The 20027-nt window shown below is 68.5% G+C and carries 15 protein-coding genes and 1 pseudogene; 11 read left to right on the top strand and 5 right to left on the bottom strand.

Annotation, left to right across the window (positions count from 1 at the left end; translation table 11 throughout):
* The first annotated feature begins 43 nt into the window (after window positions 1-43).
* Both AC1RGU_RS05070 and AC1RGU_RS05065 read left to right on the top strand, forming a co-directional pair.
* Window positions 44-595: a phasin family protein gene (locus tag AC1RGU_RS05070; protein WP_095950673.1), complete on the top strand. Its 552-nt coding sequence runs from the start codon at window positions 44-46 to the stop codon at window positions 593-595.
* A gap of 130 nt (window positions 596-725) precedes the next feature.
* Window positions 726-1484, top strand: a complete 759-nt coding sequence (locus AC1RGU_RS05065) for a 3-hydroxyacyl-CoA dehydrogenase (protein ID WP_056590186.1) — start codon at window positions 726-728, stop codon at window positions 1482-1484.
* On the opposite strand, the gene AC1RGU_RS05060 is transcribed toward AC1RGU_RS05065, so the two are convergent.
* Window positions 1432-2379, bottom strand: coding sequence for a YihY/virulence factor BrkB family protein (locus tag AC1RGU_RS05060; protein WP_492695175.1), 948 nt, complete (start codon window positions 2377-2379; stop codon window positions 1432-1434). The two genes, AC1RGU_RS05065 and AC1RGU_RS05060, sit on opposite strands and share 53 nt — an antisense overlap.
* A gap of 74 nt (window positions 2380-2453) precedes the next feature.
* On the opposite strand from AC1RGU_RS05060, the gene dnaG reads away from it, so the two are divergent.
* The 4 genes from dnaG (at window position 2454) to AC1RGU_RS05040 (ending at window position 9637) form a co-directional block, all read left to right on the top strand.
* Complete coding sequence (gene dnaG, locus AC1RGU_RS05055) at window positions 2454-4490, top strand: DNA primase (RefSeq protein WP_062470571.1); 2037 nt, start codon at window positions 2454-2456, stop codon at window positions 4488-4490.
* A gap of 296 nt (window positions 4491-4786) precedes the next feature.
* Entirely contained in the window at window positions 4787-7150 is a 2364-nt protein-coding gene (gene rpoD, locus AC1RGU_RS05050; RefSeq protein ID WP_062470575.1) for an RNA polymerase sigma factor RpoD, read from the top strand.
* A gap of 108 nt (window positions 7151-7258) precedes the next feature.
* The gene (locus AC1RGU_RS05045; protein WP_062470580.1) at window positions 7259-8497 is read left to right on the top strand and encodes a multidrug effflux MFS transporter; all 1239 of its coding nucleotides are present in this window, start codon (window positions 7259-7261) and stop codon (window positions 8495-8497) included.
* A 12-nt stretch (window positions 8498-8509) separates the two neighbouring features.
* The gene (locus AC1RGU_RS05040; RefSeq protein WP_492695173.1) at window positions 8510-9637 is read left to right on the top strand and encodes an HPP family protein; all 1128 of its coding nucleotides are present in this window, start codon (window positions 8510-8512) and stop codon (window positions 9635-9637) included.
* 48 nt (window positions 9638-9685) lie between these two features.
* Here AC1RGU_RS05040 and AC1RGU_RS05035 read toward each other — a convergent pair whose 3' ends face one another.
* From AC1RGU_RS05035 to AC1RGU_RS05025, 3 genes are read right to left on the bottom strand one after another with little or no spacing between them, the layout of a single operon-like run.
* The gene (locus tag AC1RGU_RS05035) at window positions 9686-10684 is read right to left on the bottom strand and encodes a Bug family tripartite tricarboxylate transporter substrate binding protein (protein WP_492695171.1); all 999 of its coding nucleotides are present in this window, start codon (window positions 10682-10684) and stop codon (window positions 9686-9688) included.
* Between the two features lie 39 nt (window positions 10685-10723).
* Window positions 10724-11923, bottom strand: coding sequence for a CaiB/BaiF CoA transferase family protein (locus AC1RGU_RS05030; RefSeq protein ID WP_492695169.1), 1200 nt, complete (start codon window positions 11921-11923; stop codon window positions 10724-10726).
* Window positions 11920-12867, bottom strand: a complete 948-nt coding sequence (locus tag AC1RGU_RS05025) for a hydroxymethylglutaryl-CoA lyase (RefSeq protein WP_492695167.1) — start codon at window positions 12865-12867, stop codon at window positions 11920-11922. Before AC1RGU_RS05025 ends, AC1RGU_RS05030 begins: the two co-directional genes overlap by 4 nt.
* 100 nt (window positions 12868-12967) lie before the next feature.
* Between AC1RGU_RS05025 and AC1RGU_RS05020 the strand changes: the two genes are divergently transcribed.
* The 5 genes and pseudogenes from AC1RGU_RS05020 to AC1RGU_RS05000 all read left to right on the top strand — a co-directional run bounded on the left by AC1RGU_RS05020 (window position 12968) and on the right by AC1RGU_RS05000 (window position 19614).
* A complete protein-coding gene (locus AC1RGU_RS05020) occupies window positions 12968-13885 on the top strand; it encodes a LysR family transcriptional regulator (RefSeq protein ID WP_492695165.1) in 918 nt (305 codons plus the stop codon).
* 119 nt (window positions 13886-14004) lie between these two features.
* Window positions 14005-14898: pseudogene (locus AC1RGU_RS05015) on the top strand (MBL fold metallo-hydrolase); the annotation flags it as partial.
* Window positions 14892-15620, top strand: coding sequence for a DsbA family protein (locus AC1RGU_RS05010; protein WP_492695163.1), 729 nt, complete (start codon window positions 14892-14894; stop codon window positions 15618-15620). The pseudogene AC1RGU_RS05015 and the gene AC1RGU_RS05010, both read left to right, overlap by 7 nt.
* Before the next feature lie 130 nt (window positions 15621-15750).
* Window positions 15751-17088 (top strand): sigma-70 family RNA polymerase sigma factor, encoded by a 1338-nt coding sequence (locus AC1RGU_RS05005; protein WP_492695162.1) that lies wholly within the window; start codon window positions 15751-15753, stop codon window positions 17086-17088.
* Window positions 17089-17241: 153 nt separating this feature from the next.
* A complete protein-coding gene (locus AC1RGU_RS05000; RefSeq protein ID WP_492695160.1) occupies window positions 17242-19614 on the top strand; it encodes a TonB-dependent siderophore receptor in 2373 nt (790 codons plus the stop codon).
* 9 nt (window positions 19615-19623) lie between these two features.
* On the opposite strand, the gene AC1RGU_RS04995 is transcribed toward AC1RGU_RS05000, so the two are convergent.
* Window positions 19624-19923, bottom strand: coding sequence for a putative quinol monooxygenase (locus tag AC1RGU_RS04995; RefSeq protein ID WP_492695158.1), 300 nt, complete (start codon window positions 19921-19923; stop codon window positions 19624-19626).
* Between the last annotated feature and the right edge of the window lie 104 nt (window positions 19924-20027).

Genomic DNA, 20027 nt, shown 5'->3' with positions numbered 1-20027 from the left:
CAACGTGAATCGACCACCCCATCATCCTTTCTGGAGATCTCAAATGGCCCTGACCGCTGACCAAATCCTCGCCGCCCAAAAAGCAAACCTCGAAACCCTGTTCGGCCTGACCACCAAGGCCTTCGAAGGCGTTGAAAAGCTGGTCGAACTGAACGTGACCGCTTCCAAGGCCGCCCTGACCGAAGCCCAGAGCACCGCTCAAGCTGCCCTGAACGTCAAGGACGCCCAAGAGCTGCTGACGCTGCAAGCCAGCCTGTTCCAGCCCCTGGCCGAAAAGACCGCTGCCTACAGCCGTCACCTGTACGACATCGCCCAAGGCACCAGCACCGAATTCTCGAAGGCTTTCGAAGCCAAGGCCGCTGAAGCCCAGCAAGCCTTCGTCGGCCTCGTCGACAGCGCTTCCAAGAACGCCCCCGCCGGTTCGGAAACCGCCGTCGCCGTGCTGAAGAGCGCCGTGGCTGCCGCCAACAACGCTTTCGAATCGGTCCAGAAGGCCGTCAAGCAAGCGTCGGACGTCGCCGAAGCCAACTTCAACGCCGTGTCGACCCAAGCCGTCGCCGCTGCCAAGACGGCCACCGCTTCGCGCAAGCGCTAAGCACCGACCACCACCAGTTGTCTCCTTGGGTCCTCACGGATCCAATTCAGGGCCTCATCTTCGGATGAGGCCTTTTTTTTTGGCCGGCGGCCGTCTTCGATAATGCGGGTCTCATTTCAGGAGACTCTCAATGCAGATCGACGGCAAAGTTTTTATCGTGACCGGTGGCGCTTCGGGCCTCGGCGAAGGCACGGCGCGCATGCTGGCCGCCAACGGCGCCAAGGTGGTGATCGCCGACATGCAGGCTGACAAGGGCGAAGCCGTCGCCCGCGAGATCGGTGGCGTGTTCGTGAAGTGCGACGTGAGCCAGGAAGCCGACGGCCAGGCCGCCGTGGCCGCCGCGCTCAAGCTGGGCAAGCTGGTCGGCCTCGTGAACTGCGCCGGCATCGCGCCGGCCGAAAAGACCGTGGGCAAGAACGGCCCGCACGCGCTGGCCGTGTTCAGCAAGACCGTCACGGTCAACCTGATCGGCAGCTTCAACATGATCCGCCTGGCGGCCGACGCCATGGGCAAGAACGAGCCCGAAGCCACCGGTGAACGCGGCGTGCTGATCTCGACCGCCTCGGTCGCAGCCTACGACGGCCAGATCGGCCAGGCCGCCTACAGCGCCTCGAAGGGCGGCGTGGTCGGCATGACCCTGCCCATCGCCCGCGACCTCGCGCGCAGCGGCATCCGCAACATGACCATCGCCCCCGGCATCTTCGGCACGCCCATGCTGTTCGGCATGCCGCAGGAAGTGCAGGACGCGCTGGCCGCCAGCGTGCCCTTCCCGTCGCGCCTGGGCACGCCCGAGGACTACGCCAAGCTGGCCAAGCACATCATCGAGAACGACATGCTCAACGGCGAGGTGATTCGTCTGGACGGAGCGATTCGATTGGCCCCTCGCTGAGCTCGGACGCCGGCGGCTTCGTGCTGCCGGTGCGGTCCAGGCGCTCGTAGTTCGCGATCACCTGGGCCCCGAGCAGCACCAGCATGGCGGCGATTTCCAGGCTCAGCAGCACCACGATCGCCGTGGTGAGCGAGCCGTAGACGATGTTCACCTGCGACAGCGTCGAGAAATACCAGATCAGCACGCGCCGCGTGGCCTCCCACAAGAGCGCAGCGGTCACGCCGCCGAGTAGCGCATGCCGCAGCGACATGCGCCCCGCCGGCATCACGAGGTAGAGCGAGGTCAGCATGAAGATCTCGCCGCCCAGCCCCAGCAGGTACAGCAGCAGGCCCGAAATGCCCGACAGCGACCAGCAGCGCCCCAGCAGGTCGACGCTTTCCTGCCCCACCAGCTGCAGCGCCCCCGACACCAGCGTGACCAGCAGCAGCCCCGCGCACAGGCTCAGGATGTAGAGGTACGGCATCGCCACCGACACCAGGAAGTGGCGCTTGTGATCGTCCTTGCGGTGGTGAAAGATCACCGCCATCGCGCTCTCGAGCACGCTGAACGCCAGCGAGCTGAAGAAGATCATCGTCACCAGCAGCACCGGCCCGAGCACCGAGCGGTGGTCCAGGAAACTCGACAGCTCGGCCACGATCGCTTTCGACTGCCCCGGCAGCAGCCATTCGAGGTAGCGCCCGATGGTGCGCAGCAGCTCGGCCTGGTCGATCACGTGCGACAGCGCCATCACGCTCACGATCAACAGCGGCACGATCGACAGCAGCGCGTAGTAGGCCACCGCCCCTGCCAGCAGCAGGCCCTGGTTGGCGCGAAAGTCCTTGAGCGCGCCCCAGACGAAGCGCAGCGGATGGCGCAGCAGCGGCGCGGCGTGTTGCAAAGGCAGTGGCGTCTTCATGCGTGATGTGGATTTGCGGCGGGGTTCAGTATGCCGCCCGTGCGCTTGCGTATGATTTGCCGCTCCCCGCAGCCATGACCATCCCCGCTTCATTCATCCAGGAACTCATCGCGCGCGCCGATGTGGTCGAAATCGTCGGCCGCTACGTCCAGCTCAAGAAGGCCGGCGCCAATTTCATGGGGCTGTGCCCCTTCCACGGCGAGAAGTCGCCCTCGTTCTCGGTCAGCCCGACCAAGCAGTTCTATCACTGCTTCGGTTGCGGCGTGCACGGCAACGCCATCGGCTTCCTCATGGAACATGCGGGCATGGGCTTCGTCGAGGCCGTGCACGACCTGGCCGGCCAGTACGGCCTGCAGGTGCCCGAGGACGACGTCTCGCCGGCCGAACGCGCCCGCGCCGCCAGCCAGCGCCAGAAGCAGGCCACGCTGACCGACGTGCTCGAGAAAGCCGGCGACGCCTACCGCAAGGCGCTGCGCCAGGCGCCCGGCGCCATCGACTACCTCAAGGGCCGCGGCGTGTCGGGCGAGATCGCCAAGCAGTTCGGCATCGGCTATGCGCCGGCCGGCTGGCGCGCGCTGGCCAGCGTGTTCCCCGACTACGACGACCCGCTGCTCGCCGAGAGCGGGCTGGTGATCGTCAACAACGAGGAAGGCAAGCTCAGCGACGAGGAGGCCAAGCGCTACGACCGCTTCCGCGATCGCGTGATGTTCCCGATCCGCAACGTCAAGGGCGAGTGCATCGGCTTCGGCGGGCGCGTGCTCGGCGACGAAAAACCCAAGTACCTGAACTCGCCCGAGACGCCCGTCTTCAGCAAGGGCCGCGAGCTCTACGGCCTGTACGAGGCGCGCGCCGCCTTCCGCGACCGCGGCTATGCGCTCGTCACCGAGGGCTACATGGACGTGGTGGCGCTGGCCCAGCTCGGCTTTCCGAACGCGGTGGCCACGCTGGGCACGGCCTGCACCACCGAGCATGTGCAAAAGCTCTTCCGCTTCACCGAATCGGTGGTGTTCAGCTTCGACGGCGACGCCGCCGGCCGCCGCGCCGCGCGCAAGGCGCTCGACGGCGCCCTGCCCTACGCCACCGACACGCGCAGCATCAAGTTCCTGTTCCTGCCGGCCGAGCACGACCCCGACAGCTACATCCGCGCGCACGGCGCCGAGGCCTTCGCGGGCTTCGTGGCCGAGGCCACGCCGCTGTCGCGCTTCATGCTCGAGGCCGCCCGCGAAGGCTGCGACCTGAGTTCCGCCGAGGGCCGCGCCCACATGACGAGCAACGTGCGCCCGCTCTGGAGCGCGATGCCCGACGGCGCGCTCAAGCGGCAGCTGCTCAGTGAGATCGCCACGCTGGTCCAGCTCGACGCCGCGGCGCTGTCCGACCTGTGGGCCACCGCCGCGCCCGGCCCGCGCAAGGGCGGCGGCGGCAACAGCCAGCCATCCCAGGCGCCGCAGCGCCACAGCGAGCCCGACAGCTACGGCAACGATCCGGGCGACTACTACCCGGACCTGCCGCCGGCGCAGGACTACGAGCCCCCGCGCTACGAAAGCGAGAGCAAACCCAAGTTCCAGCCGCGCAAGTTCACCAAGGGCAAGCGCTGGGGCGGCAAGTTCGAGGAGCCCATCGAGCCGCTGCGCGGACGCGGCAAGCCGCCGAGCCGGCCCGACGTGGCGGTGCGGCTGGTGCTGTCGAACATGGCGCAGTGGGAGGCGCTGTCGCACGAGCTGCACGTGATGCTGTGCGACCTGCCGGGCGAGCACGGCGCCCTCTTCACCTGGCTGGACAGCCAGCTGCACGAGCACGGCGTGCAACCCTGGGCGGCGTTGCGCGAAGGCCTGCGCGGGCTCGATTTCGCGCCGCTGGCCGAGCGCCTCATGAGCGTTTCCGAGGCCGGGCCGGTGCCCGAGGGCGAGGAAGAACAGCACCTGGCCGAGGCCGCCAAGGAGCTGGGGAGCGTGCTCGACTTCATGCTCGACGACCGGCTCAAGGCCCAACAGAGCGAGGCCATCGCTTCGGTCGGAAAAGACCCGAAAGCCCTGGAACGCTACAAGGCACTGGAAGCCCGCCGGCTCGAATTGCGTGACCGCATTCGCGCGTCGGGGACAGATACTGCTTGAAATTTGCGCAACAGGCTATAATGTAGGGCTTCGCAACTGGCGAAATTAGGCAAGAGCGACAGCAGCACCTCCGGGCCGACCCCTAGCGCAACGCACTCCAACGGTAAATTCCGGCGGAAAGGGTCAATAACCGCAAGGACTGCACACCAAATGTTCGCCCGACATCTTGCCTGGTGAGGAATTAATTCCTCGTTTCCCAATTGTTTTGTCCGTGCCTGTGCACGGGCATGGTGGTGCTGTCCGCGTGACAGCGCGCCTGTGATCCCGCTTGTCTTTTCTTGTCGTAACGAGGTCGTATGCCCAGTTCAAAGAAGCCTGCTCCTTCACTTGCCAAAAGCGTCAAAAGCGTCGCCACCAAGCCCGCAGCAGAGAAACCGCTGAAAGCCGGTGCCAAACCGGCAACCAAGACGGCTGCCGCCGCGTCCAAAACGGCAGCCGCAACGAAAGTGAAAACCGTGCCCACGAAATCGACCTCTCTCGACGATCCAAAAAAAGCCGCGGCCACTGCCACGGCTGCCCCCGCCGCCAAGAAAGTTGGCCGTCCGCCCAAGGCCGCCGGCGCTGCCGCCGCGCCCGCCACCGGCGCCAAGCGCGGGCGCAAGCCCAAGGCCGCCAAGGAAGCCGGCGAGAGCGACATCGACCTGTCGGACATCGAGGAAGACCTGGCCGGTGACGAGCCCGCGGCCGTCGCGACCACTGAAGAGAAGGTCAAGCCGCTGCGCATGAAGATCAGCAAGGCGAAGGAACGCGCCTTGATGAAGGAGTTCGGCCTCGACGAGACCGTGCTCTCCGAAGAAGACCTGGCCAAGCGCCGCTCGCGCCTGAAGACCCTGATCACGCTGGGCAAGACCCGCGGCTACCTCACGCACGGCGAAATCTCCGACCACCTGCCCGACAAGCTGGTCGACGCCGAGACCATGGAAGTCGTGGTCACCATGCTCAACGACATGGGCGTGGCGGTGTACGAGCAGACGCCCGACGCCGAAACCCTGCTGCTGAACAACACCGCGCCCACCGCCACCACGGTGGAAGAAGCCGAGGAAGAAGCCGAAGCAGCTCTCTCCACGGTGGACAGCGAATTCGGCCGCACCACCGACCCGGTCCGCATGTACATGCGCGAAATGGGCACGGTCGAGCTGCTGACGCGCGAAGGCGAAATCGAAATCGCCAAGCGCATCGAAGGCGGCCTGATGGCCATGATGGAAGCCATTTCGGCCTCCCCCGCCACCATCGCCGCGATCCTCGAAATGGCCGCGACCATCCGTGAAGGCAAGGTCGTCATCTCGACCATCGTGGACGGCTTCTCGAACCCGAACGAGGCCGACGACTACGTGGCCGAAGAAGACTTCGACGAATTCGACGAAGAAGACGACGACGACGGCAAGGGCGGCTCCAAGGCCCTGACCAAGAAGCTCGAAGAACTCAAGAACGAAGCCCTCTCGCGCTTCGACCGCATCGCCGAGATGTTCGAGAAGATCCACAAGATCTACGAGAAGGAAGGCTACGGCACGCCCGCGTACACCAAGGCCCAGCAGGCCGTGTCCGACGAGCTGATGACCATCCGCTTCACGGCCAAGACCATCGAGAAGCTGTGCGACCTGGTGCGCACGCAGGTGGACGACGTGCGCAAGAAGGAACGCGAACTGCGCCGCATCATCGTGGACAAGTGCGGCTTCCCGCAGGACGAGTTCATCCGCGACTTCAGCGGCTTCGACAAGAACGGCAACCGCATCGCCTCCAACCTGCTGAACCTCAAGTGGGTCGAGAAGCAGGCCGCGGCCGGCAAGCCCTGGAGCGCCGTGCTCGCGCGCAACATCCCGCCGGTGCAGGAACTGCAGCAGAAGCTCACCGACATCCAGTCGCGCGTGGTGGTGCCGCTGACCGAGCTCAAGGACATCAACAAGCGCATGAACGAGGGCGAATCGTCCTCGCGCGATGCCAAGAAGGAAATGATCGAGGCCAACCTGCGCCTCGTGATCTCCATCGCCAAGAAGTACACCAACCGCGGCCTGCAGTTCCTGGACCTGATCCAGGAAGGCAACATCGGCTTGATGAAGGCTGTCGACAAGTTCGAATACCGCCGCGGCTACAAGTTCTCGACCTACGCCACGTGGTGGATCCGCCAGGCCATCACCCGCTCGATCGCCGACCAGGCGCGCACCATCCGCATCCCGGTGCACATGATCGAGACGATCAACAAGATGAACCGCATCTCGCGCCAGCACTTGCAGGAGTTCGGCTTCGAGCCCGACGCCGGCATCCTGGCCGCCAAGATGGAGATCCCGGAAGACAAGATCCGCAAGATCATGAAGATCGCGAAGGAGCCGATCTCGATGGAAACCCCCATCGGCGACGACGACGATTCGCACCTGGGCGACTTCATCGAGGACAGCAGCAACACGGCCCCCATCGAGGCCGCCATGCAAGCTGGCCTGCGCGACGTGGTCAAGGACATCCTCGACTCCCTCACGCCGCGCGAAGCCAAGGTGCTGCGCATGCGCTTCGGCATCGAGATGTCCACGGACCACACGCTGGAAGAAGTCGGCAAGCAATTCGACGTGACCCGCGAACGCATCCGCCAGATCGAAGCCAAGGCGCTGCGCAAGCTGAAGCACCCGTCGCGTTCCGACAAGCTGCGCAGCTTCATCGACACCCTGTAATCCAGGTTCGCTGAAGCCCAAGCGCCCGCCTTGCCCCTCACCCGGGCGGCGGGCGTTCTCGTTTTTCCACCGACACACAACAAACAAGTACAACGGAGCCGCCTTTCCATGAATCCCGACGCAGACAAACTCTGGCAGGCCCCGCGCTGGGCGCTTGCCGTGCTGCTCGCCGTGCTGGGCATGCTCGGGCCCTTCTCCATCGACACCTACATCCCGGCCTTCTCGGGCATCGCGAAATCGATCGGCGCGACGCCGGCCGAGATGCAGCAGACGCTGTCGGCCTACCTGTTCGGCTTCGCCTTCATGAACCTGTTCCACGGCGCGCTGTCGGACAGCTTCGGCCGCCGGCCGGTGGTGCTGTGGGGGCTGGCGGTGTTCACGCTGGCCTCGCTGGGCTGCGCGCTGTCGCAGAACATCACGCAGCTGGTGCTGTTCCGCGGCCTGCAGGGCCTGTCGACCGGCGCCGGCATCGTGGTGTCGCGCGCCGTGATCCGCGACATGTTCCCGCCGGCCGAGGCGCAGCGGGTCATGAGCCAGGTCACGATCTACTTCGGCGTGGCGCCGGCCATCGCGCCCATCGTGGGCGGCTTCCTGTTCGTGCACGCGGGCTGGCACTCGATCTTCTGGTTCCTCGTGGCCGTGGGCGTGGTGCTGTTCGTCGCCAACTACAAGCTGCTGCCCGAGACGCTGCACAAGGACCACCGCCAGCCCTTCCAGGTGCGCCACCTGATGCGCGGCTACCGCGACCTGTGCTCCGACCCGCGCTTCCTGCTGCTGGCCTTCGCGAGCGGCGTGCCCTTCAACGGCATGTTCCTCTACGTGCTGGCCGCGCCTGCGTTCCTGGGCGACCACCTGGCGCTGCAGCCGCAGCAGTTCTTCTGGTTCTTCCTGCTGACCATCGGCGGCATCATGCTCGGCGCGCGCGCCAGCGGCCGCATGGCCGGCAAGGTGGCGCCCAAGCGGCAGATCCGCGACGGCTTCCTGATCATGATGGTCACCTCGGTGGTCAACGTGGTGGCCAACATCTTCTTCCAGGCGCACGTGGCCTGGGCCGTGTGGCCGCTGGCGGTGTTCGCCTTCGGCTGGGCGCTGATGGTGCCGGTGGTCACGCTGCTGGTGCTCGACCTGCACCCCGAGCGCCGCGGCATGGCCTCGTCATTGCAGGCCGTGATCGGCTCCACCGCCAACGGCGTCGTGGCCGGCGCGGTGGCACCGCTGGTGATGCACTCCACGCTGGCACTGGCCCTCACCTCCGCGCTGATGCTCACGATCGGGCTGGTCGCCTGGGTCTGGCTGCACCACCGCTGGCCCGACATCGGGCGTCGGGTGGCACACGAAGAAGCCTGAGGGGGACGGGGGATGCGATTCGCCGCACTGTGGACCTATCTGCGCGCCTGGCTCCCGGGCCCTTCCAACGTCAACGCGCGCGAGCGCCTGCGCGCCGTGGGCGGCGCAGGCATCGGGCTGCTGATCACCGGCCTGCTGTGCCGCTGGCTGTCCGTGCCGCTGGAGCATGCGGTGTGGCTGGTCGCGCCGATGGGCGCCACCGCCGTGCTCGTGTTTGCCGTGCCCGCCAGTCCGCTGGCGCAGCCCTGGTCGGTGATCGGCGGCAACACGCTGTCGACGCTGGTGGGCATCGCCTGCGCCAGCTGGATTCCCGACACCGCCGTGGCCGCCGCCGTGGCCGTGGCGCTGGCCATCGGCCTGATGTTCTTCACGCGCTGCCTGCACCCGCCCGGCGGCGCGGCGGCGCTGCTGGCGGTGCTCACGCACACCACCGATTTCTCGGCGGCGCTGTTCCCGGTGCTCGTGAACTCGCTGCTGCTGGTGCTGGCCGGCGTGGCCTACAACACGCTCACGGGGCGGCGCTATCCGCACGTGCAGGTGGCACGCCCGCCTTCGCCCGACGCACGCTTCAGCCAGGCCGACATCGACGCCGTGCTGGCGCGCTACAACCAGGTGCTCGACATCAGCCGCGACGACCTCGAGTCGCTCATCCAGCAGACCGAGCTCGAGTCGTACAAGCGCCGCCTGGGCACGCTGCACTGCGCCGACATCATGTCGGGCACGCCGATCTCGGTGGAGTTCGGCACGCCGCTGCAGGAGGCCTGGACGCTGATGCACCAGCACCGCATCAAGGCGCTGCCGGTAACCGACCGCACGCGCCGCGTGGTCGGCATCGTCACGCAGGCCGACTTCTTCCGCCAGCTCGACCTGCAGCACCACGACGGCATCGCGGGCCGGCTGCGCGACCTGATCCGCGCCACGCGCACGGTGATGTCGAACAAGCCCGAGGTGGTCGGCCAGATCATGACGCGCCAGGTGCGCGTGGCCAGCGCCGACCGGCCGGTGGTCGAGCTGGTGCCGCTGTTCTCCGAAGGCGGCCACCACCACATTCCGATCATCGATGAAGATAAGCGGCTGACGGGGATGATCACGCAGTCGGATTTCGTGCGGGCGCTGTACCGCGCGGTGAGCCCGGCGTAACGCCCGCACGTCGCCTCCCCCTTCTCGCGAAGGGGAAGGCGCAAGGCTTCACTCCAGCACCACGTTCGCCTTCTTCACCAGCGCCGCATAGCGCGCGGCCTCGCTGCGAAAATAGCTCGCGGCCTGTTCGGGCGACGTGGGCTTCACGATGTTGCCCTGCTTGTCCATCGCCTCGCGCACCTCGGGCGCGGCAAAGGCGGCCACGATGGCCTCGTGCACGCGCTTGACGTCGGCCGGCTGCATCTTCGGCGGGCCGATCACCGCGAACCAGCCTTCGACCGCGTAATTCGGCAGCCCCTGCTCCGCGATCGTCGCGATCTCGGGCGCGGCCGGCGAACGCGCCGGGCCGCACAGGCCGATGGCGCGCAACGCGCCGCTCTTCAGATGCGGCTGCACCGCCGGCAGCGCGACCACGCCCATCTCGACCTGCCCCGCGATCATGTCGGTCACCATCGGCCCGGTGCCCTTGTACGGAATGTGCCGCGCCTTCACGCCGGCCTCGTCCATGAACATCTCGCCCGCGAGGTGGATGATGGTGCCGTTGCCCGACGAGGCGTAGTTGTAGCCCTCGGGTTTCGCGCGCAGCAGCGCCACCAGCTCCTTCACGTTCTTCGCCGGCAGCTTCGGGTTCACGGCCAGCACCAGCGGCGTGGCGCCGACCACGCTGATGGGCGTGATGTCGGCGATGGCGTCGAAGGGCATCTTCTTGAACACGCTCGGGTTGATCACGTGGTTGTTCGACACCATGCCGAGCGTGAGCCCGTCGGGCGGCGCCTTGATCACGGCCGAGGTGCCGGTGATGCCGCCGGCGCCCGGCAGGTTCTCGATCACCACCGGCTGGCCCAGCGCCTTGCCGAGCGCGACCGAGGCGGCGCGCGCGATGGCGTCCACGCCCGAGCCCGCGCTGATCGGCAGGATGAAGCGCACGGGCTTGTCGCCGCCCTGCGCGAGCACTGGGCGGGCGGCCGACAGCACGACCGCCGACGCGCCCAGGCCGAGCAACGCGCGGCGGTTGAATGAAGCAGAGGAAAACGGAATCGGGCTCATGGGTCTTGTCTCTCTTTGTCTTTGTCGGTGCTTGAAAAATCAGGCTACGGCCGCTTCGGCATGCAGCGCCTCGACCTGCTCGTGCGCGTAGCCCAGCTCGGCCAGCAGCGCACGCGTGTGCTCGCCCAGCGTCGGCGGATGCAGCCGCACCCCCAGGCGCTCGCCGTCGAGCGTGATCGGGAACAGCGTGGTCTGCGCCATCTCGCCGGCCCGCTCGCCGTCGGGCAGGCGGATGTCGGCGAGGCCGCCGGTGGCCTGCAGGTGCGGATCGGCATACAGGTCTTCGGGCCGCGTGATCGGCGCGAACGGCAGGCCGCGCGCCTCGAAGATCGCCGACAGCTCGGCGGCCGAACGGTCGGCCAGGCGCGTGCGCAGCGCGGCCAGCAAGGTCGGGCGCAGGCGCACGCGGTCGTTGTTGGTCTGCAGCGTGGCGTCAGCCTTCAAGTCGTCGAAGCCCAGTGCATCGCAGAAGGTCTTCCACTGCGCGTCGCTCACGGCCGCCAGGAAGATCTGCTCGCCGTCCTTCACGGTGAACACGTCGTACAGCGCCCAGGCCGAGATGCGCTCGGGCATCGGCGCGGCCGCCTGCCCCGTGATGGCGTACTGCAGCATGTGCTGGCCGACCAGGAACACGTTGTTCTCGAACAGCGCCGACTGCACCTCCTGCCCCCTGCCGGTTTCGGCGCGCTGCATCAGCGCGGCGATGGCGCCGATGGCGCCGAACATGCCGCCCATGATGTCGTTCACGCTCGTTCCCGCGCGCAGCGGATCGCCGGGGCGCCCCGTCATGTAGGCCAGGCCGCCCATCATCTGCACCACCTCGTCGAGCGCGGTGCGATGCTCGTACGGGCCGGGCAGGAAGCCCGTGTGGTTCACGTACACGAGGCGCGGATTGAGCTTGCCCAGCGCGGCGTAGCCCAGGCCGTACTTGTCCATCGTGCCGGGCCGGAAGTTCTGCGCCACCACGTCGGCCGTGGCGCACAGGCGCAGCGCGGCCTCGAGCCCCTGCGGATGGCGCAGGTCGAGCGCGATGCTCTTCTTGTTGCGGTTGAACATCGGGAAGAAGCCCGCACCCGCGCCCAGCAGGTGCCGCGTACGGTCGCCGTCGATGGGCTCGACCTTGATGACCTCGGCGCCCAGGTCGGCCAGCACCATGCCGCAGGTCGGCCCCATGACCATGTGCGTGAACTCGACCACGCGGATGCCCGCGAGCGGCAGGCGTTTGGCTTCGGTGCTCATGCGGCGACGCCTTCCGCCGGCGCAAAGGTCTTCGGAAAGCCCGCGCGCCACACCGTGCCCTGCAGCGTCTCGCCATCGAGCCAGCCGGCCACGCGCTGGCGCAGGTGCAGCAGCTGCTGCAGGTCGACACCGGTCGCCACGCCCATGCTCTCGAGCATGAAGACCAGGTCCTCGGTGTCGACGTTGCCGCTCGCGCCCGGCGCATGCGGACAGCCGCCGATGCCAGCCAGGCAGGCGTCGAAGCGCGTGATGCCGACCTCCAGAGCGGCGTAGACATTGGCCAGGCCCAGCCCGCGCGTGTCGTGGAAATGCCCGCACCACAGGCGGTCGCCCGCGATGTGCAGTGCGCGCTCGAACAGGCTGCGCACCATGGCCGGATCGGCGTAGCCCACCGTGTCGGCCAGGCTCACGCGGTCGGCGCCGGCATCGAGCAGCGCCTGCATCAGGCGCAGCACCTCGTCGGGGTCGACATGGCCCTGCAGCGTGCAGCCGAAGGCCGTGCCCACGCCGCCGTCGATCAGCGTCTTCGAGCCCGCCGCGTCGCGCGCCGCGCGGATGCGGCCGACCTCGGCCACCACCTCGTCCGGCGTCTTGCGCAGGTTGGCCAGGCTGTGCGCGTGGCTGGCCGACAGCGGCACCATCATCAGGTCGGCCTCGCCCGCGATGGCGCGCTCGGCGCCCTTCAGGTTGGGCACCAGCACCGAGGCGAAGAGCCCCGGCAGCGTCTTCGCATACGCCAGCAGCTCGGCCGTGTCGGCCAGCTGCGGCAGCAGGTGCGCCGGCACGAACGAGCCGACCTCGATCTCGCGCTGGCCGGCCGCGTGCGCGTCGCGGATCCATTCGAGCTTGCGTGCCGTGGGCAGCACGCGGGCAATGCTTTGCAGGCCGTCGCGCAGGCCCACTTCGCGGACGACCGCGCGCGGCGGCAGGAAGGCGTGAATCAAGAGGGTGTCTCCGTCGTGAGGGAATGACGCCGATCGTAGAAGTTCCGATTCAGTCCTGAAGGTATATTTTGGAAGCCGTTTGCTTCCAAATTGGAACTTCATGAGAGACCTCGACCTGACCACCCTGCGCCTGTTCGTCGCCGTCTGCGACAGCCGCAGCATCGCGCGCGCGGGCGAGCAAGCGAACATCGTCGGCTCGGCGATCAGCAAGCGCCTGGCCCAGCTCGAAGACACGGTCGGCACGCCGCTGCTGCTGCGCAAGCGCCGCGGCGTGGTGCCCACGCCGGCCGGCGAAACGCTGCTCGAACACGCGCGCGCCATGCTCGGCAGCGCCACCCGCATCGAGCGCGACATGGCCGCCTACGCGGGCGGCGCGCGCGGGCACGTGCGCATCCTGGCCTCGGCCTCGGTCATGGCCGAATCGCTCGCCGAGGACGTGGCCGGCTTCCTGCAGGACCCGGCGCACCGCAACATCCGCGTCGACATGGAAGAGCGCGTGAGCCCCGAGATCGTGCGCGGCATCCGCGAGGGCATCGCGTCCATCGGCCTGTGCTGGGACGCGGCCGACCTCGACGGGCTGGAGCGGCGCGACTACCGCTCCGACCACCTGGCCATCGTGGCCCACCCGTCGCACCCCGTGGCCCGCCATGACGCGGTGCGCTTCGAGCAGGTGCTCGACCACGAATTCGTCGGCATGCCCGCGCTCAGCGCCGTGCAGCTGATGCTCGCGCGCGAAGCGGCCGTCGCCGGCAAGCCGCTGGTGTACCGCGTGCTGGTGTCCAACTTCGACGCGGCGCTGCGCGTGGTGCGCGCCGGGCTGGCCATCAGCGTGGTGCCGGCGGAGGTCGCCCGGCCCTTCACCGAGGCCTTCGGACTGCGGCTGATGCCGCTCACCGACGACTGGGCGCGCCGGCGTTTCGCGATCTGTTTTCGCAGCGAGGCGACGCTGTCGCCCTCGGCGCAATTGCTGGTCACCCACCTCGAACGGTGCGCCACGGACCGCTCCGAAGACGCCTGATTCGTCCGATAACAGAAACTATTCATTGTGCTGGCGGTGGTTTTTGTTTCGTTTCGCGCAACCTAACATCCGGTCTGTTCACGCTGTCACCCTCAACCCATCGACCGAAAGACACCGCCATGTTCCGCAGAACCCTCGTTGCCGCCGCCGCCCTGTCCGCCGCCTTCGCCCTCGCGCCGCTCGCCGCCCAGGCGGCCCAGCCGCTGAAGATCGACGTCTACAACCCCGGCACGAAGTCGATGTTCCCTGTGTCGTCGGTGCTGGTCGCCGGCGCCACCGACGCCGTGCTGGTCGACGCCCAGTTCCAGCGCAACGACGCGCAGGCGCTGGTGCAGAAGATCAAGGACAGCGGCAAGAAGCTGACCACGGTCTACATCAGCCACAGCGACCCCGACTACTACTTCGGCCTGGACGTGATCCGCGCCGCCTTCCCCGACGCGAAGATCGTCGCCACGCCGCAGACCGTGGCCGCCATCCAGGCCTCCAAGGACGGCAAGCTCGCGCACTGGGGCCCGATCCTCAAGGACAACGCGCCCCAGGCGCTGGTCGTGCCCGAGCCGCTGGCCGGCGACAGCCTCGTGCTCGAAGGCAAGAAGATCCAGGTCGTCGGCCTGGACGGGTCCTCGCCCGCGCGCACGTTCGCGTGGATTCCCTCGCTGAAGGCGGTGGTCGGCGGCATTCCGGTGTCGGCCAACATCCACGTCTGGGTGGCCGACACGCAGACGGTGCAGTCGCGCCGCGACTGGCTCAAGACCCTCGACCGCATCGCCGCGCTGCACCCCAAGACCGTGGTGCCCGGCCACTACCTGCCGAACGCCGACGGCTCGGCGCCCTACACCGTGGCCTCGGTGAAGTTCACGCGCGACTACCTGAAAGCCTTCGAGACCGAAGCCACCAAGGCCAAGGACTCGGCCGCACTGATCGCCGCCATGAAGCAGCGCTACCCGAAGCTCGAAGACGCCTCGTCGCTCGAACTGGGCGCCAAGGTCATCAAGGGAGAAATGAAGTGGCCCCAGTAACCAGCAACAACGGCGACACCGCCACCCTGCACTGCATCTTCGATCCGCTGTGCGGCTGGTGCTACGCCGCCGCGCCGCTGGTCGAGGCCGCGCGCACCGTGCCGGGCCTGCGCGTCGAACTCCACGCAGGCGGCATGATGACCGGCGCCAACCGCCGCCCCATCACACCGCAATGGCGCGACTACGTGATCCCGCACGACAGGCGCATCGCCGAGCTCACGGGCCAGCCCTTCGGCGAGGCCTACTTCGAAGGCCTGCTGCGCGACACCGGCGCGGTGATGGACTCCGAACCGCCGATCACCGCCATCCTCGCCGCCGAATCGCTGCGCGCGGGCGGCGGGCTGGACATGGCGCACCGCGTGCAACAGGCCCACTATGTCGAGGGCCGGCGCATTGCGGAGGCCGGCGTGCTCGCCGAACTGGCGGTTGAACTCGGCTTCGACGCCGAAGCCTTTGCTGCGGCCTTCGCGCAGCACACGGGCGACGCCACCGCGCAGCACATCGCCGCGAGCCGCGACCTGCTGCAGCGCGCGGGCGGCCAGGGCTTCCCGACCTTCGTGCTGGCGCAGGCCGACGGCAGCGCGGGCCGCATCGACATCGGGCCGTGGCTGGGGCGTGCGGACGACTGGAAGGCACAGCTCGGCACCTTCGTGGCGCCGGCGCCTTCTGCAGCCGCAGCGCCTGCAGCGTGCGGCCCCGACGGCTGCGCGATCTAGCCACATCACCGGTCTGGGCCGGCGATGGCCCCGTTCACCACAGAACGGGGCCGATTCGGGTATGCCGCCATCAAATGAGAACTATTCTCGACAATAATTCTCCTGCGATTCGCGCGCCACACCCCAGCCCATGTCCGCCCAACTCTCCTCCAGCCCGCTGCTGAAAGCCTTCCAGGACAGCTACCAGGAACTGGTGCGCTTCATCGCGCGCCGCACCGGCAGCCCGCACGAGGCGCGGGAGCTGGCGCACGACACCTGGGTCCGGCTGGCCGAGCGTGCGCAAGCGCGGGACGACACCCCCGCCGACCCCGCCCCGCCCGAGGCCGCCGTGCGCGCCTACGTCTACACCGTGGCCGAGAACCTCGCCATCGACCACCTGCGCCGCCGCCAGCGCAGCGCGGAGCGCTTCAGCCCCGCCCCCGTCGACCTCGACACCGGGCTGACGACGGGACACGACCACCACAGCACACGGGACGTGGCCGATGGCGTCGCCCACCGGCAGGCACTCGACGCGGTGGATGCCGCGTTGCGGGCCCTGCCGCCGCGCAGCCGCGACATCTTCCTGGCCGACCGGCTCGACGGCGCCTGCCATGCCGAACTGGCGCGCCGCCACGGCGTGTCGATCAAGACCGTGGAGCGCGAGGTGATGCGGGCGCTCGACAGCGTCGAGGCCGCGCTGCACCGCTGGCGCGGCGAGGTTGCACCGGCGCGCACCGGGCGGCGCCGCGCGCTGTCGGCCCTGCTCGGCGTGGGCGGCCTCAGCGTCGGCAGTGCCGCGCTCTGGCAGGCCTGGCGCCAGTGGATGCCCGGCTACAGCGCCACCCTGGCGACCGCCATCGGTCGCATCCAGGCGCAGGCGCTGCCCGACGGCAGCCGCCTCACGCTCGACGCCGCGAGCCGCGCCGAGGTCCAGTACTTCGCCGCGCGCCGCACCGTGCGGCTGCTGGCCGGCAGCGCCTTCTTCGACGTGGCGCGCGACGAGGCGCGCCCCTTCATCGTCAGCGCCCTGGGCCACGAGATCACGGTGCTGGGCACGCGCTTCGAGGTCGCGCTGCAGGACGGCGGCGTGCGCGTCGCGGTGGAATCGGGCCAGGTGCGGGTGCGCAGCGCAAGCGGCGACGCGCGCGTGCTCGGCGCGGGCGACCGTGCCTTCATCGACACGGCGCTGCAGCTGTCCGCCGCCCAATCGGCCGCGGATGCCGTGAACAGCGCCGTGGCCCCGTGGCGCGACGGCTGGCTCGACTTTCATCACCAGCCGCTCGGCGAGGTGGTGGAGCGCCTGGCGCGCTACAGCCCGCGCCCCCTGCGCGTGGCGCCCCAGGCCGCGCAACTCCCGGTGTTCGGGCGCGTGCGCATTGCCGAAGCGGGCACCTGGCTGCGCCTGCTGCCCAACAGCCTGCCGGTGCGGGTGCGCGAAGACGACGGGGCGGAACGCGCCCTGGTCATCGAACGCCGCCCGATCTCCTGACGCCGGCATCCGCCCGCTGGCCTTGCCTTGTCTTTCTTGCGATCTGCATGAGGGATTGCGCTCGCTCGGTCGTATCAGTCCATGGAGCCCGGAACAACCGCCCTGCGGCCGTTCCGGAATTTTCATGACCCCGACCTGAACCGAGAGAACCGCATGCCCTCCCGCCACCTTCTTCTCCCCGCCGGCCGGCGCCACCTGATCGCGGCGGCCGTGCTGTGCCTGGTCACGCAGGCCAGCCAGACCGCCTGGGCCCAGAGCGCGACACCGCCCGCCGCCGGCGCAGCCATCGCCTTCTCGATCCCCGCCCAGCCGCTGGACCAGGCGCTGAACCAGCTTGCGCGCCAGGCCGGCGTGCAGCTGCTGGCGGCGCCGGGCCTGCTGCAGGGCCTGCAGGGCCGCCCGGTGCAGGCCAACCTCAGCGTGCAGGTCGCCGCCGCACACCTGCTCCAGGGCAGCGGACTGGCCGGGCGCGTAGCGGGCAGCACGCTGGTGATCGAGAAAGCGCCAAGCGCCGCCGGCGCCACCCTGCCGGCCGTGACCGTGAGCGCCACGGCCGAACTCGAAACCAGCCTGGGCCCGGTGCCGGGCTATGTCGCCCGGCGCAGCCAGAGCGCCACCAAGACCGACACGCCGATCCTCGAAGTGCCGCAGTCGATCTCCGTCATCGGCCGCGAAGAACTCGAAGCGCGCGGCGTGCAGACCGTGATGGAAGCCGTGCGCTACGCACCGGGCGTGGTCGCCGGCAACTGGGGCTACGACGCACGCGGCATCGACTGGCTGCTGCTGCGCGGTTTCGACGCCACCGCGGGCAACGCCATGTACCGCGACGGCCTGCTGCTGCCCGCCTACTCGCTGACCGAGCCCTACGGCGTCGAGCGCGTCGAGGTGCTGCGCGGCCCGTCGTCGGTGATGTTCGGGCTGGGCGATGCGGGCGGCATCGTCAACCGCGTCAGCAAGATGCCGAGCAGCACGCCCACGCGCGAGATCGAAGTGCAGTACGGCAGCTTCCAGCGCAAGCAGCTGGCCCTCGACCTGGGCGGCGCCCTGAGCGACACGCTGAGCTACCGCCTCGTGGGCGTCGAGCTGGACAGCAACAGCCAGCAGCGCTATCCCAACGGCGCCCCCGCCGAAGTGAAGCGCAGCTACCTCGCGCCTTCGCTGCGCTGGCAGCCGTCGGCCGCCACCTCGTTCACCCTGCTTGGCGAATTCCTGAAGAGCGATGCCAGCGACGACACCTTCAACGTGACCGACGCGAAGGGACGCGACACCGGGCTCATCCAGGGCGAACCGAACTACAGCCGGATCAAGCAGCAGCAATCGTCGCTCGGCTACCTGTTCGAACACCACATCAACGACGACTGGACGGTGCGCCAGAACACGCGCTACTTCAGCTTCGACACCGACAAGCACCACGTGGTCGTCAACCTCGCACCCGACGGCTATACGCTGCGGCGAACCGCGCGCTTCGCACCCGAGTGGGTCAACCAATGGACCGCCGACACGCAGCTGCAGGGCCGCGTGCGCACCGGCGACGTCGAGCACACGCTGCTGTTCGGCGTCGACTGGTCGCGCGTCCGGTACACGGCCAAGCAGTTCTCCGGGCCGGCGCCGAGCCTGGACCTGCGCTTTCCCGTCAATGGCCTGCCCGTGGCGGAACCGTTCCGGCCCGACAGCAACTTCACGCAGACCACCGAGCAGCTCGGCGTGTACGCACAGGACCAGATCAAGTTCGGCCCCCACTGGTTGCTCACGCTCGGTGGACGGCAGGACCACGTCAAGTCCGCCACCTACGATCGGCTGAAGGGCGAGCGCACGACACAGACCGACGACAGGTTCAGCGGCCGTGCGGCCCTGAGCTACCTCGTCGGCAACGGCTGGGCACCCTACCTCAGCTACGCCGAATCCTTCATGCCGACCAGCGGCGTCGACCTGAACAGCACGCCGTTCCGGCCGAGCCGCGGCAAACAGGTGGAGGCCGGCGTCAAGTTCCAGCCCGAGGGCACGCGCGCGCTGTTCACCGCGGCCGTGTTCGACCTGCGCAAATCCAACGTGGTGACCTACGACCAGAACACCTTCGAGGCGCGCCAGATCGGCCGCATCCGCTCGCGCGGGCTCGAACTCGAAGCCAAGGCCGAGCTGGCACGCGACCTGAACCTCACGGCCTCCTACACCTGGCTCGACACCAAGGTGCGCGAGAGCGCCAATGACACCGAGCGCGGCAAGACACCGATCCAGGTGCCCCGCAACACGGCCTCGCTCTGGCTCGACTACACAATGGCCAACGGCTTCGGCTTCGGCGGCGGCGTGCGCTACATCGGCAAGCGCTGGAACGATGTGGGCAACACCTCGTCCGAAGGCGGCGTCGCGCTGCTCGACGCCACGGTGCACTACAAGCGCGGGCCGTGGCGCTTCGCCTTGAGCGCCACGAACCTGGCCAACCGCCAGTACGCTGCGTCGCGCGCGTACAGCAAGTACTACCCCGGCAGCGACCGCGCGGTGGTCGCGAGCGCGAAGTACCAGTTCTGAGGCCGGCGCCTAGGCGACCTTCTCCAGGAACACCAGCCGGATCGGCGCGTCCAGCAGCGCGTCGAACCGCTTTTCGAAGGCCCTGAAATACGGCGTGGCGAAGTGCGCGTCCAGCGCGGCCTGGTCCTGGAACGACTCGCGCATGTAGAAGCTGCCGGGCTCGTCGCGCAGTTCGAACAAGGTGTAGTCGAGGCAGCCAGGCTCCTGCCGCGTGGGCGCCACCAGCGCGCTCAGGGCGTCGCGCAGCGCCTCGCGCTGGCCGGTCTTGGCCTTCAGGACGGCGATGCTGACGAGGGGCGTGGTGCTCATGGGTCGGTGCGTTGTGAAGTTCGGATGCCAGCAGTCTGCGGCGACCCTCGCACATGAAAAAGCCCCCTCGCCCCGAAACTCCTTCAATCGCCCCTTGAAGATCG

Source organism: Variovorax sp. GW823-FHT02B07 (genome assembly GCF_058797695.1).
This window is presented reverse-complemented; position numbering and strand designations above follow the sequence as displayed.

Bases quoted from the DNA above. Each gene is read 5' to 3' on its own strand.
- AC1RGU_RS05070 (WP_095950673.1), top strand. From the start codon at position 44: ATGGCCCTGACCGCTGACCAAATCCTCGCCGCCCAAAAAGCAAACCTC.
- AC1RGU_RS05065 (WP_056590186.1), top strand. From the start codon at position 726: ATGCAGATCGACGGCAAAGTTTTTATCGTGACCGGTGGCGCTTCGGGC.
- AC1RGU_RS05060 (WP_492695175.1), bottom strand. From the start codon at position 2,379: ATGAAGACGCCACTGCCTTTGCAACACGCCGCGCCGCTGCTGCGCCAT.
- dnaG (WP_062470571.1), top strand. From the start codon at position 2,454: ATGACCATCCCCGCTTCATTCATCCAGGAACTCATCGCGCGCGCCGAT.
- rpoD (WP_062470575.1), top strand. From the start codon at position 4,787: ATGCCCAGTTCAAAGAAGCCTGCTCCTTCACTTGCCAAAAGCGTCAAA.
- AC1RGU_RS05045 (WP_062470580.1), top strand. From the start codon at position 7,259: ATGAATCCCGACGCAGACAAACTCTGGCAGGCCCCGCGCTGGGCGCTT.
- AC1RGU_RS05040 (WP_492695173.1), top strand. From the start codon at position 8,510: ATGCGATTCGCCGCACTGTGGACCTATCTGCGCGCCTGGCTCCCGGGC.
- AC1RGU_RS05035 (WP_492695171.1), bottom strand. From the start codon at position 10,684: ATGAGCCCGATTCCGTTTTCCTCTGCTTCATTCAACCGCCGCGCGTTG.
- AC1RGU_RS05030 (WP_492695169.1), bottom strand. From the start codon at position 11,923: ATGAGCACCGAAGCCAAACGCCTGCCGCTCGCGGGCATCCGCGTGGTC.
- AC1RGU_RS05020 (WP_492695165.1), top strand. From the start codon at position 12,968: ATGAGAGACCTCGACCTGACCACCCTGCGCCTGTTCGTCGCCGTCTGC.
- AC1RGU_RS05005 (WP_492695162.1), top strand. From the start codon at position 15,751: ATGTCCGCCCAACTCTCCTCCAGCCCGCTGCTGAAAGCCTTCCAGGAC.
- AC1RGU_RS05000 (WP_492695160.1), top strand. From the start codon at position 17,242: ATGCCCTCCCGCCACCTTCTTCTCCCCGCCGGCCGGCGCCACCTGATC.
- AC1RGU_RS04995 (WP_492695158.1), bottom strand. From the start codon at position 19,923: ATGAGCACCACGCCCCTCGTCAGCATCGCCGTCCTGAAGGCCAAGACC.